Source organism: Thermoflexibacter ruber, from assembly GCF_900113045.1.
Lineage (GTDB): Bacteria > Bacteroidota > Bacteroidia > Cytophagales > Thermoflexibacteraceae > Thermoflexibacter > Thermoflexibacter ruber.
Genome location: NZ_FONY01000010.1, coordinates 1 through 12,791, shown reverse-complemented (window position 1 = coordinate 12,791; position 12,791 = coordinate 1). Strand labels below are relative to the sequence as shown.

At 37.9% G+C, this 12,791-nt stretch carries 14 protein-coding genes; 3 read left to right on the top strand and 11 right to left on the bottom strand.

The window, feature by feature from the left end:
- The first annotated feature begins 283 nt into the window (after positions 1-283).
- Positions 284-1,225: a phosphate/phosphite/phosphonate ABC transporter substrate-binding protein gene (gene phnD / locus BM141_RS07010; RefSeq protein ID WP_143090831.1), complete on the top strand. Its 942-nt coding sequence runs from the start codon at positions 284-286 to the stop codon at positions 1,223-1,225.
- A 112-nt stretch (positions 1,226-1,337) separates the two neighbouring features.
- Here the strand turns inward: phnD and BM141_RS07005 are convergent, their stop codons facing one another.
- The 5 genes from BM141_RS07005 to BM141_RS06985 form a co-directional block, all read right to left on the bottom strand.
- Entirely contained in the window at positions 1,338-3,053 is a 1,716-nt protein-coding gene (locus BM141_RS07005; RefSeq protein ID WP_091542386.1) for an IlvD/Edd family dehydratase, read from the bottom strand.
- A 24-nt stretch (positions 3,054-3,077) separates the two neighbouring features.
- Positions 3,078-4,499 (bottom strand): APC family permease, encoded by a 1,422-nt coding sequence (locus BM141_RS07000; RefSeq protein ID WP_245764003.1) that lies wholly within the window; start codon positions 4,497-4,499, stop codon positions 3,078-3,080.
- A gap of 78 nt (positions 4,500-4,577) precedes the next feature.
- The gene (locus tag BM141_RS06995; RefSeq protein WP_091542382.1) at positions 4,578-5,198 is read right to left on the bottom strand and encodes a TlpA family protein disulfide reductase; all 621 of its coding nucleotides are present in this window, start codon (positions 5,196-5,198) and stop codon (positions 4,578-4,580) included.
- Positions 5,199-5,241: 43 nt separating this feature from the next.
- Positions 5,242-6,159: a lytic transglycosylase domain-containing protein gene (locus tag BM141_RS06990; RefSeq protein WP_091542379.1), complete on the bottom strand. Its 918-nt coding sequence runs from the start codon at positions 6,157-6,159 to the stop codon at positions 5,242-5,244.
- A gap of 39 nt (positions 6,160-6,198) precedes the next feature.
- Positions 6,199-7,158: a metal ABC transporter solute-binding protein, Zn/Mn family gene (locus tag BM141_RS06985; RefSeq protein ID WP_091542377.1), complete on the bottom strand. Its 960-nt coding sequence runs from the start codon at positions 7,156-7,158 to the stop codon at positions 6,199-6,201.
- A 284-nt stretch (positions 7,159-7,442) separates the two neighbouring features.
- On the opposite strand from BM141_RS06985, the gene BM141_RS06980 reads away from it, so the two are divergent.
- On the top strand, positions 7,443-8,201 hold the full coding sequence (locus tag BM141_RS06980; RefSeq protein WP_091542373.1) for a hypothetical protein: 759 nt from the start codon (positions 7,443-7,445) through the stop codon (positions 8,199-8,201).
- On the opposite strand, the gene coaE is transcribed toward BM141_RS06980, so the two are convergent.
- From coaE to BM141_RS06950, 6 genes are all read right to left on the bottom strand, one after another.
- Positions 8,191-8,823, bottom strand: coding sequence for a dephospho-CoA kinase (coaE, locus tag BM141_RS06975; protein WP_091542369.1), 633 nt, complete (start codon positions 8,821-8,823; stop codon positions 8,191-8,193). The two genes, BM141_RS06980 and coaE, sit on opposite strands and share 11 nt — an antisense overlap.
- Positions 8,774-9,733, bottom strand: a complete 960-nt coding sequence (locus BM141_RS06970) for a YbbR-like domain-containing protein (protein ID WP_091542365.1) — start codon at positions 9,731-9,733, stop codon at positions 8,774-8,776. Before BM141_RS06970 ends, coaE begins: the two co-directional genes overlap by 50 nt.
- Before the next feature lie 13 nt (positions 9,734-9,746).
- Positions 9,747-10,070, bottom strand: a complete 324-nt coding sequence (gene yajC, locus BM141_RS06965) for a preprotein translocase subunit YajC (RefSeq protein ID WP_091542363.1) — start codon at positions 10,068-10,070, stop codon at positions 9,747-9,749.
- 133 nt (positions 10,071-10,203) lie between these two features.
- Positions 10,204-10,497 (bottom strand): putative quinol monooxygenase, encoded by a 294-nt coding sequence (locus tag BM141_RS06960; protein WP_091542361.1) that lies wholly within the window; start codon positions 10,495-10,497, stop codon positions 10,204-10,206.
- A 5-nt stretch (positions 10,498-10,502) separates the two neighbouring features.
- On the bottom strand, positions 10,503-11,402 hold the full coding sequence (gene lipA, locus BM141_RS06955; RefSeq protein ID WP_091542359.1) for a lipoyl synthase: 900 nt from the start codon (positions 11,400-11,402) through the stop codon (positions 10,503-10,505).
- A gap of 38 nt (positions 11,403-11,440) precedes the next feature.
- Positions 11,441-12,169 carry a hypothetical protein gene (locus BM141_RS06950; RefSeq protein ID WP_091542356.1) on the bottom strand — a complete coding sequence of 243 codons (729 nt, stop codon included), beginning with the start codon at positions 12,167-12,169 and terminating at the stop codon, positions 11,441-11,443.
- A 364-nt stretch (positions 12,170-12,533) separates the two neighbouring features.
- Between BM141_RS06950 and BM141_RS06945 the strand changes: the two genes are divergently transcribed.
- A partial coding sequence (locus tag BM141_RS06945; protein ID WP_143090830.1) for a hypothetical protein occupies positions 12,534-12,791 on the top strand: 258 nt, incomplete at its 3' end.

Below are 12,791 nucleotides of genomic sequence, written 5' to 3'. Positions count from 1 at the left end.
CATCAATAGGCATTTGAGTAATGTTTGGCTAAAAATTTAGTAGCTGTTATTCTTCTAAAAAAGATTTTATATAAAAGAAAGGTGATTAAACAAGGTAGAAATGCTATCTTTCTCCCGCCTATCTCGCTACTCCCTCTCCTTCTAAGATAAGAATTGGAAGTTTGCTCAAAAAGCTGATTGATTTTGCAATTTTGAGTTCTAAATTTCACATTAACTTAATTCTATTTTACAAGCTTTTCACAATTATTCGAATTAAATTTAAGTTACAAAATTGGAAGTCATTATGAAAAAAATCTACAGCTTCTGTATCTTCTTATTCTTTTCTTTTATTACTTTCACAATTGCTCAGCCTCTTTTTGCTCAAAGGCAAAAGATTACTTTGGCAATCGTTACTAATGTAAGTAGCTCAGTAAACGATAATACCTTTAACAAATTAAAGGAATATCTAAGTCAGCAAACTGGCGCAGAGATAGTTCTCGTCAAACCGCAGAAAACACTTGATTTGGTGGAAATGCTCAAAGAAGGCAAGGTAGATGTAGCAATTATGAATACTTTTGGCTACATTTTAGCTCAGGAAACTAACAATGTAGAGCCTTTATTGATGATAGGAGATAAAAATCAGAAGCCAATTACTTACCAAAGTTGTATCATTGTCAATCCTGATTCCTTAGGACAGATGAAAAACATAGAAGATATAAGAAGGCTCTCGCATCACATAGACTTTATGTTTGTAAACTCTGGCTCTACCTCAGGGCATTTAGTTCCTCGCTTGTATATGGCAAAGGAAAAAATAAACCCAGCGGAGATGTTTTTTAATAATATTGTCTTTGGAGGAACACATCAGAAAACTGTTTTGGCTATCAAAGAAGGGAAGGCATTAGCAGGAGCTTGTAGTTATGATGAGCTACAAGAAATGATACAGGCAAGAGCCATAGAGAAAGACGATGTAAGAATTATCTGGATTTCAGAACCTATCTACAATAGCCCTGTGATTGTGAAAAAAGACCTCCCCAACGAGGTGAAGTATGCCATCAAACAAGCCTTTATGCAACTTCCAACAAAAAATGCCCAACTGCAAGATGAAGTAAAACAACTTTGGCATAATACTGCTTCTAAAAATTGTACTTATGTGGAAACTGATGATAAAATGTACGATTCTGTACGTAAAATGGCAAGTGCTGTTGATAATTTGTCCTTATTTGTCAAAGCGTATGCTAATCAATGAGATGTTTCTTGTGAAGAATATAATAAAAAATAGCCTTAATAAACTCTCAAAAGTTTAGTAAGACTACAAATTATAAACAAGAGTAATACTTTCAAATTCCAACCTTTTATTGCTAATGCAAATCTCTGGTAACTTCGCTTCCTGAGCCACCTCTTAAAATGTCTAAATCTGCCCCGAGATGCGCTTGCTGTACGTGGTCTATGTAAAATTTGACATAGCCTCTGTCAGCTTGCGGTGGGGGTGGTGTCCATGCTGCCTTGCGTTTTGCTAACTCCTCATCGCTAATGTCCAAGTGAAGTTTCCTATTTTCCACGTCCAATTCTATCATGTCGCCGTCTTTGACTAAGGCTAAAACTCCTCCAATAGCAGACTCGGGAGAAACGTGCAATACTACCGTTCCTGCCGCCGTTCCGCTCATGCGTCCATCGGAAATCCTTACCATGTCTTTGATACCTTTCCTCAATAACTTTTCAGGTAAGTCCACATTACCGACCTCTGGCATTCCCGGGTAGCCTACAGGTCCTACTCCTTGCAAGACGATGACAGAGTTTTCGTCTATTTCCAAATTGGGGTCGTCTATGCGTTGGTGATAATCTTCTATGCTTTTGAAAACTACTGCTTTGCCTCTGTGTTTCATCAAGGCAGGGGTAGCCGCAGAGGGCTTTATAATTGCCCCGTATTCGCATAAGTTTCCCTTCAATACCGCAATTCCTGCTTCTTTGAGCAAAGGTTTATCTGCACTTGCAATTACTTCTTGGTCGTAGCAAGGCGCATGGGCATTGTTTTCTCCTATACTTTTCCCGTTAACTGTAATTGCTTCATTATGAATATATTGTTTTAATTCTCTAATTACTACAGGCAAGCCGCCAGCATAGAAAAATTCCTCCATAAGGTATTTTCCCGCAGGTTTTAGGTTGGCCAAAAGAGGAACTTTACTGCCTATTATATCAAAATCTTCCAAATTTAACTCCACGCCCAGCCTTCCTGCAATAGCTAAAAGGTGGATAATAGCATTAGTAGAGCCTCCTATTCCCGCATTGATAACGATTGCGTTCTCAAAAGCCTGACGAGTAAGGATTTTAGAAATCTTCAGGTCTTCTTTGACCATTTCTACTATTCTTCTCCCTGAAAGTTGAGCCATGAGCTTTTTGCGGGAATCCGCTGCAGGAATGGCTGCCATGCCCGGGAGCGTAAGTCCTAAGGCTTCCATCATGCAAGCCATCGTAGAAGCCGTCCCCATAGTCATACAGTGTCCTTGACTGCGTGCTACGCCTACCTCCATTTCATGAATGTCCTCTGCGGTGTAGTTTTCTACGTGTTGTTTTTCTTTGATAAGCCAATTAAAAGAGCCAGAACCTACACATTGCCCCCGAAACCTTCCATTGAGCATAGGTCCGCCCGGTACGACAATAGTGGGTAAATCTACACTACACGCTCCCATAACTGTACTTGGGGTAGTTTTATCACAGCCAGTCAGCAAAACTACTCCGTCAAGTGGGTTGGCTCTGATGCTCTCCTCCGTATCCATGCTGGCTAAATTGCGGAAAAGCATAGTCGTAGGACGCATGATAGTTTCTCCTAAGGACATCACAGGGAACTCCAAAGGGAAGCCACCTGCCTCTACTATGCCTCTTTTAACTACTTCTGCAAAATCTCGCAGGTGAGCATTGCAAGGGGTGAGTTCGCTCCAAGTATTGCATATCCCTATGACGGGTTTGCCTTGGAAATAATCGTCAGGATAGCCTTGATTCCTCAACCAAGACCTATGGACAAAACCCATTTTATCATTTTTCCCAAACCAATCGTAGCTTCTTAATTTTTGGCTCATTGTATTTATAGTTTTGATGAAATTTTATTCTTCCAATATCCTTCTCCTATTCCAATAAAAATAAAAAGGCACACCCGTCAGCATGAGTACCAATCCTATGCCCGCTTCTCTGGGGTGAGTGAACAAGGTAATGATTATCAGGGCAAAACAAAAAATAACAAACAGAGCAGGTACGATAGGATAGCCCCACACCTTATAAGGTCTTTCCGTGTTAGGTTCTTTGATACGCAAAACAAATACGCCTAATGCCGTAGCTCCATAAAAGAAAAATGCCGCAAATATCAGCATATCAGTAAGTTGGTCAAAACTACCCGAAAGTACCAATACACAAGCCCATATCCCCTGAATCCAAAGGGCTGTATTCGGGGTATTGTAGCGGGGGTGGACGTATTCTGCATTTTTGAAAAATAATCCATCTTTTGCCATAGCATAGTAAATGCGAGGTGGCATGAGGATAGTGCTATTGGTACAGCCAAAAGTAGTGAATAGAATCAGAACAGATAAGGCACCCGCACCAATATTTCCTGCATAGGAACGAATGACAGCCACCGCCGCAATTTCATTTTGGGATTGATGGACTTCAATAATTTTATCTATGGGCATGACATAGAAGTAGGTAAAATTTACTAAGATATAAGCAGAAATAATGATGACCATGCCCCCAAAGAGAGCCAAAGGGAGGTTTTTATTTGGATTTTGAATTTCCCCGCCGATAAAGCCTACGGTATTCCAGCCTTCGTAAGCCCAAAACGCTGCCAACATCGCTCCAAATACGGATTTTATTAAGCTAAAATCAGTCCAATCCTTTGAAATATAGTGGATAGCAGGGTTTTGTAAGTTAGCAAAACTTCCTCCTTGTCCAAAAAGTAATCCAGAAATGACTATTACGCCTAAACCTATAATCACCAAAGTAGTAATGGATTTGCTTAAAAAAGAAGCTCCTTTTAGCCCTCTGGTATTCAGAAAAGTCAGAGATAAGATAAGAAAAATGGTCAAAGCCTTTACTCCAAAGTTTTCAAAGGGTTTGAATAAGCCCCAAATATCTATTTGTGCAATCGCATCGGGCAGGTTAGGTAGAGGAAAGAGGGCATTGAAAGATTGAGAAAAAACGTAGGCAATAGAAGCCACTGCCGCAGTCTTGATAGCTGTAAAAGTACTCCAACCATAAATAAATGCCATGAATCTGCCGTAGATTCGCTTGAAATACACATACTCTCCCCCAGAGTCAGCGAGCATACTGGCAATTTCTGCATTGCTCAATGCGCCACAAAGGCTGATAATACCTGCCAGAATCCAACAAAAAAGTACCAACGTTGGTGACTGCAATTCCGCAGACATAGGGGCTACCTTCTTATATACTCCCGAGCCTATCACTGAGCTAATGACCAAAATCATTGCCGCACCCATAGTCAATGACCTGACAAACTGACCTTGCTTTTTTTTCAATGTAATAGAGCGTTAGATGAAAATGAAAACTGAATTTCTACTGTTATTTTCAAAAAAACAAGTTTATTTTCATTAAAATCAATTTTCTTCTTCTTTTGGCAATTCACAGCCATAAGATTGGCTTGCTAAAATACCAAACTGAGGAGGTTCTTTCCCAAGCAAGAGGCTATCTATTGCCATTTGAGCAAAATTAGTCGCTTTGTCGGTACAATAGCGAGATTTGTTATAATTACCGCGATAATAGAGTTTACTGTCAGTAGTCAGAATGACTGCTTGAGGAGTAGAATAAACTCCACACTTCTCTGCTAAAATATTCTGATAATCAACAATAACTTTAACAGGAAGGTCGTATTTTTTTGTAAATTGGCTTACATCATAGTTCTTTCCCTCTACTTGCAAAACTGCATAAAATTCTATTTCTTTATTATACTTCTTTATCAGACTTCGTACATGACTGAGATTGAACTTTGAGCAAGGGCAGTCTGGATTGAAAAAATGTAAAAATATAGGCTTTGTAGATTGGGTTTGGATAAAATCTTCTACAGAAACAGATTGATTAATAGCTACTTCTTGATAGCTTTGAGGGATAGGAGTAGGCAATAAATACTTGACTTCTTCTGACCAAAAAATAAATAAAATAGCTAAGAAGGTAGCCAAGATAGACGAATAAGCGACTATTTTTCTTCCTGTTTTTTTCATATTCTTTTAAAGCTATTTAATTGAAAAACAGCTACTTGTTTTATTAGTTTTTTGTTTTGGGAATCTCGAACCAATAACCTTTACCTTTCTGAACTACCAAATTGTAGTCCTCACTGTCCAACCAAGGGTTGTATATTTTCAAGGTTTTATAGTTAATCCCCATTTGCTTAGCAAACTCAGGCAGGTTGTTGATAGTGCTATCTATCCATACGCGTTCAGTTTCTACTGCTTTCCAACGCTGTTCATCTTCTATATGAAACCCGTACTTGCTGGGATTTTCCATGATTGCTTTCAAAGCTAAGATACGTAACACGTAGCGATAGGTTTCTCTGTTGAGGTAAAGGTCGTAATAAGAATCTACCTTTTGGGCTTCTAAGGCTTTTTTAAGCCCGTTCATACCACGATTATAGGAAGCGGCGGCAAGCGTCCAATTCCTACCGTATTTCTCATAGGCCGCTTTCAAATACTTGCAAGCGGCATAAGTGGAAGCAATAGGGTCTTTGCGTTGGTCGACGTAATTGTTGATTTCTAAACCAAATTCTTTACCGGTTTCTTTGAGAAACTGCCAAAAACCCAATGCTTTAGCAGGAGAAAGGGCATATTCATCTAATTCACTTTCGGCTACAGCTAAGTAGAAAAAATCTTCTGGAATACCTTGCTCTTTCAAAATGGCTTGGATACGTGCTTTCCATTTGCCTTCTCTTTTCAAAATAATCAGAGTAGCAGAGTGCTTGTAACAGTTGTTAATGAGTTCTCTCTCAAGTCGTTCTCTAATGTCTGCATCTTCTAAGGGTACAGGCTCTCCCGCAAAAGAAAGAGAGGCTGGGAGTTCTGGAACGATGATTTTTTGAAACTGCTGAGTTTCTACCTCTTTGACTTTACTTTTTACTAAGTCATTGGCTGTTTGATTCGCCACTGTAACTTGCAAAAAAAAGATAAGGATAAAATGAATTAGATGCATAATTATTAAATATTCATAATCAGACAATTGTAATTAGCTTTATTTCAAAGCATTGGCGATAGTCTTTACATTGCTTTGAATCATACCCGTGTATGTTCCCTCCAAAGTACCCGTTTTACCAAGTGCATCAGAAAAAAGTTTCCCTCCCATTTTCACTTGGTGCCCTTGTGCTTGACAACCTTTAATGACCGCTTTGATAGACTGTTCGGAAACAGAAGTTTCTACAAAGATAGCTTTTATTTTGTTCTTAACAATAAAATTTACCAAATCTGACACATCTTTCAAACCAAAATCAGATAAAGTAGAGATGCCTTGCAAACCTCTTACCTCGAACTGATAAGCACGCCCAAAGTACGAAAAAGCATCATGAGAGGTGATTAATACTTTTTGGCTGGTAGGAATGTGGTCTAAGATGGCTCTTACTGCTCTGTCCAAGCTGTCCAGTTTCTGCAAATAATCTTCTGTATTTTTTCTAAAATAGCTTGCTCTTTTTCCTGCAAATAGTTCTTTGTCTATTCTTTCCAAAGCAATAGCCCCATATCGGACTGCCTCTTTCCAAAGCATGACATCAAACCAAATATGCGGGTCTGGGGTATGAGCATCTTCCATAGGATAGATAAGTCGAGCAGAGTCAAGCCCTTCTCCTAGAGCCACTACAGGCTTCTGTCGTGCCAACTTTTGCATAATTTCCCCCATTTTTCCTTCTAAATGTAAGCCATTGTAGAATACTACATCAGCAGAAAGTAGTTTTTTTATATCTCCATGCGTGGCTTTGTATAAGTGTGGGTCGACCCCTGCGCCCATCAGTGCTACGACCTCAGCCGAGTCCCTTGCAATTTGTTGAAATACATCTGCTATCATGCTGGTAGTGCAGACAATTTTTAGCTTAGTGTTGGCTCTTTTTTTTTCTTGACAGCTGTTCGGTAAAAAGCTAATAAAAAAAAGAATTAAAAATAGGTATGCTTTTTTATTCTTGAGAATAAGCAGTCTTGTAGGCATAGATTTATCCTGATATATTTTTTTTGAAACCCAAAATTAAAATAAAGGAATAAAAAATAAAAATTCAGGCATTGCTAAATTAGTTTTTTATTTACAGCAATAATTACACTAATTATATACTTTTCACCTAAAATCAAGCTATAAACTGCTTGATTATCAATTACTAATAAACTACGTTTCTAAGCTATTTTAAAAAAGTTAAAATAGCATGCTAATAAGTTTTAAAATGTTAAACCGAATAGCTGTTTTGCTCGTTTTTATGTCAGATAAATCCAAAAAATGATATGAAATATATATTATTGGTTATTGGTTTGGTGTTTATTTTTTCTATGCAGGCTCGCTGCCAGCATCAGTACGCAGATGTTATTTACTTGAAAAATGGGAAGGTGGTAAAAGGTAAAATCAAAAAGATAGAAAATCAAATTATAGAATTTGAAACCTTGAATCATACTGCTTTATCTCTTGTAATCAACGAAATAGAGCAGATTAGAAATGAGCGTGTAGAAGGAGTTGAGAGTCCTAAAAGTGCAGAATCTACATGTACAGGATTTGTACGCTTCGTGGAGTTAGCCCATACAGTTGGGACAGGTAATATAATGACTCGTTTTGGCGGGTTAAGAAATACTATGCAGGGACAGGAAATCAATTTTTCTTACAACTATGCCCTATCACCTTCGCTTTATATAGGTTTGGGGACGGGATACAGCAAACAAGGAAATTTACAGCTAATTCCTATATTCTTAGATTTACGTACTGATTTTGCCAAGGGTAAGTGGCGTCCCTTTTTCAATTTCCGTTCAGGACATAGTTTTGGTTGGTCGGAGAATAGGCAAGGCACAGATAATGCAGGTTTCATGGTGCAAGGCAATGTAGGAATTCGGCTTATGTTAAACCATTCAAAATCGGCTTATTTTTCTATAGGACTTAAATCTCAACAGATACAAGTAAATTATTTTATCATTAGAAATAATGGCAGTCCTGTTCCTTTCTCAGAAAGATTAGGGCATCAATTTATTGGCTTTCATGGAGGATTTAGCTTCTGAAAATAGGAACGTGGTTGCTTTTAGAGAGATTTATTAACGCTTGGTGTACTGTTAGCACTTGGGGAATAAGCATTTGTTTTTCATCATTATAAATCACAAAGTCAGCTCTCTTTACTTTCTCCTCCTCGGGCATTTGTTTGCTAATAATGCCTAAGATTTCCTCTTTGCTTCGCTGAGGGTCTCTGGCTTGTATGCGTGCTATTCTGAGGTCTAAGGGAGCAGTTACTACAATGACTTTATCTAACTCTTTGTAAGAACCTGATTCGTAGAGTAAAGCTGCCTCTTTGATGATGTAGGGATACTTTCCTTCTTGTTCATTGAACCATTGCTTAGCGTCCTCCCCTACTTTAGGGTGGACTAAGCTATTCATTTTTTGGATATTATCTTTGTCAATAAAAACTTTCTCTGCCAAATATCTTCTATTGAGTTCGCCATTGAAGTATGCCTCCTTGCCAAAGTAGGCTTTGATTTCGGAAATAAGCGTAGGGTGATGACTAATGAGCCATTTGGCTCGCGTATCTGCATCGTAAACAGGAATACCTAAATGCTTGAATATCAGGCATGCAGTACTTTTACCTACTCCTATCCCTCCTGTTATTCCGATTTTTAGTGTACTTGCCATAGTGAATTTTTACTTTTGAAGGCGTTACTTTGGTATTAGTCAAATCTTGGGGAATCCATAGCATAGGGGTAATAGTAGAATCTTTCTTGTTTCTTGCTCTAAAATCTACGATAGCCTTAATAGTATCTGTGCGTACTCTATTTTCTTTTTCTTTTCGTAGCCAGTATTCTAAGATAACACTTCTCTCATCAATAGTGGCGGAGGAGTCTGCAGGAAAATTGAGTAACTCAATAGGTATGAGTTGGTTATGCTGAACAAAAAGAGATACTTGAAAGCTAACTCTTACTTTTTCTACTTTAGGCTTTAAGTGTTTATGTACAGGATATTGAATCGCTACGTAGTCATTATAGTTTTTGCTAATGCCATCTTCTGCTTTGATACTTAAAAAAATAGTATCTCCCAGTGCCTCTACCAAAGAACTTGCTCCTGTGAAAGTAACTCTGTTGGGAGCAATTTGTATAGGAGAAGTAATCCTATAGTCTTCTTTCAAATCAACTTGGCTAATAGGCAAGTCAAGATATATTTCCTTACTAATGACATTATTATAATCTAATTTGATGGTATCAGGAATGATTTGGTTAATTTTTATATCCTTGAACTGAATACTAAAAATAGGTAAAAAAGCCTTAGTAGGAAAATTTTTTACTCGAAGTACATTAATAAGGTCTATGATAACAGGTTCTACGCCTATGCCAAAGTTTTTACGAAACAAACTCCAGCCCTGTCCTGTTACTTCTACTTCCAAGCTATTCGGAGGGTCATTAACTGGAACAACATTATTTTGCTTGGTTTTAAAAATAACAGGGAATCTGATACGTGTGGTGTAGGTCTTGTTTAGTGCATTAAAAAACCAAATCAAAGTAGCTATCACCACACATAAGCTAATTCCTTTCCAATCAAGTGCTTTCAAGTTTTTAAAATACTTAGGCTTTTGCCTCTGTTTTACCGTAGGCGGCTTTGGTTTGCTCTTGTGAAATTGCAGATTTCTCAAACTTGAGTTTTACGCCTTGGTCTGCTTCTACTAATACCGTATTTCCTTCAATAGACAAAATAGTTCCGTGCATTCCTCCAATAGTAACTATTTTATCGCCTCTTTTGAGGCTTTCCAAAAATGATTTTTGCTCTTTTTGTTTTTTCTGCTGTGGCCGAATCATAAAAAAGTAGAAAACTGCTACCATACCCACGATGAATAGCAAATTCATCATATTTCCACTTCCACCGCCTGTTTGTAATAAAATTGAGTACATTTTTTTAGTTATGAGTTATAAGTTATGAGTGTATAGATAGCTGAAAAGCAAGATGTTCTAACTATATCAAACAAATTCAAATTATTTTAACTATTTCAATTAAAAACAAAGATAGTAGAAAATTGCGAAAACCTCAAACTTTTACGAAGGAATAACTACTAAAAGCCAAAGGTTTGTCGGCAAAAAGTAGTTTAGTGGCTGCCCAAGTAGTTTGAAATAAGGCAGATTGCCTATATTTTTCTAAGGATTGTTCACTGTCCCAATGGCTGTAAGTCATAAAAACATGAGGCTGTTCTGCATCTCTGAGCAATTCCAAATGCAAACAGCCCTGAAAATTTCTGATTTTATCTTTGGACTCTGAAAAAATAGCTAAAAAATCTTCTACTTTTTCTTTTTGAAATGTCATTCTCACTATGCGAATCAGCATTTTATCTAAACGTTTACGTGCCTTTCTGCATGATAGGAGGAGCGAACTAAAGCTCCAGACTCTACATACTTCAAACCTCTTTTTAATCCTTCTTCCTTGAAAAAGGCAAACTTGTCAGGGTGAATATACTCAGCTACTTCTAAGTGCATTTTGGTAGGTTGGAGGTACTGCCCCAGCGTAAGCACATCAAGCCCATGAGCTACCAAATCGTCCATCGCTTCAAATACCTCCTCGTCAGTTTCTCCCAAGCCAAGCATAATGCCTGATTTGGTGCGTTTTCCGTATTCTTTGATGCGTTGGATTTGTTCTAAACTGCGTTCATATTTTGCTTGCGGACGTACTCTCCTATACAATCGCTTGACGGTTTCCATATTATGAGAAACCACCTCCTGCCCTGCGGAAATCATACGGTAAAGGGCTTCCCAATTTCCTTTTACATCAGGAATGAGGGTTTCTATAGTAGTATGAGGATTTAATTTTTTTACCTCTATTACGGTCTGATACCAAATTTCTGCTCCTCTGTCTTTGAGTTCATCTCTGTTTACCGAAGTAATCACTGCGTGCTTTACGCCCATGAGTTTAATAGCTTCGGCTACCCTGCGAGGCTCATCGGTATCGTACTCATTCGGTCTGCCTGTTGCTACGGCACAGAAAGTACAACTGCGCGTACACACATTGCCTAAAATCATAAAAGTAGCCGTACCCGCTCCCCAACACTCGCCCATATTTGGACAATTCCCACTTTGGCAAATGGTGTGTAGTTTATATTCATCTACGATTTTCCTAACTTTTGTAAAGTTCTCTCCCACAGGAAGTTTTACCCTCAGCCAGCTTGGTTTGCGATGCAATGGGGTACTTGGGGGCTGAGTTTCTGTGGTTGGCTCTATGACTGGTAGTTCTATCATTTTATCTATTAAATCAAGTTAAATACTTTTTAAAAAACTTACTTTCTTCCTCCATAAAACAGCACTACATAGGCAGAAAAAAAGTTAGACCTGTTTTCTGCCAAAGGCATGAGTATTACTTTGTTAGAGAGGAAGTCGGCGGCGATGCCTAACTCAAAGCCTGTTACATTATTTTTGAAACTCCCAAACTCAAAGTTAATCCCTGCCCTTACTGTACCTCCGAAGGTCAGGCTTGATTGCCCTAACCCTGAAAATATGCCGGGTGAGCCTACTACATTTTCAAACAAGATGTGTTTTGCGGGGTCATACTGCTCGGTGCGTTGGCTTCTATTGTCATACCTGTATTCTATAAAGTAAGGAACGACCAAACCTAAAGCAGGTCCCGCAGAAAAGTGTGTGTTGATTTGCACCCCCTGCTCGGCTTCTTTTTTGAACAAAATAAATTCTCTACCGTAAGTGGGGCGAAGCATGAAAAGTGCATTTTGCTTACCGGGTATAAAGGTCTGCCCTGAAAGTCGGCTGGTGGAGCGTTGTTCCTTAGGGTGGCGGATATTGACGGCATCTAAACCAAAATAATGGTACATCTTAGGCGTAATAGCTCGAGTATGTCTGATAGTAACACCGCCTATTAGACCCGCATTGGTGCTAAAATTAAGCCCATACGTGGTTTCACTTTTATATAGGATTTCGTTAATTGAGCCTTTTTTTTGGGCTTTTACCCCCCAAGCCAAACCTAAAATAGCAAATAGTAAGGTTATTTTCTTCACGTATCAAAAGTAATTTAAGATGAACAATTATCAAAAGAAGACTTTTTTATTTTTGATAACGTCTGCTTTGATTTTTTCTATCGGAATAAGCTATTGATTCAACAATTATAAAGTAAAGATAGACATAGAATTTTACACTTATCGGTAAAACGCAAAAAAATTGTGTTTTGTTTCCGTGAAACTTTGATAGAGCCTCTTATAAAGTTTTTCATTTTTCAAAATTATTTTTTAACTTTGAAAATAAAAAGAAATAGAAAAAAGTAGCTTTGTCTTTTAGTTTAACATTATGATACCGATTGTGCTAGTTTGGAATTTTCAGTAAAAAAGGTTATCTCTAAGGTGCAACCATAAAAAGAGATAACCTATGCACCAAATCGCAATTGATTCAGTATTCAAAGATAATATAAAAGAGTTAAATTTATCAGATTTTCTGACCCTTACTTTTTTCATTATAGATGAAATTTACAAAGAAGTCGGTCAGTTAGTTGAACGTTCGGGACCTAAACCAACTTTTTCGGATAGTGAAGTGATTTGTCTAAATCTTGTCGGTCAAATGGTTTGCGATTCTGAGAAGGCTTGGTATAAAATAGTCAAGAAGAACTACTTAGCATTATTTCCTAAA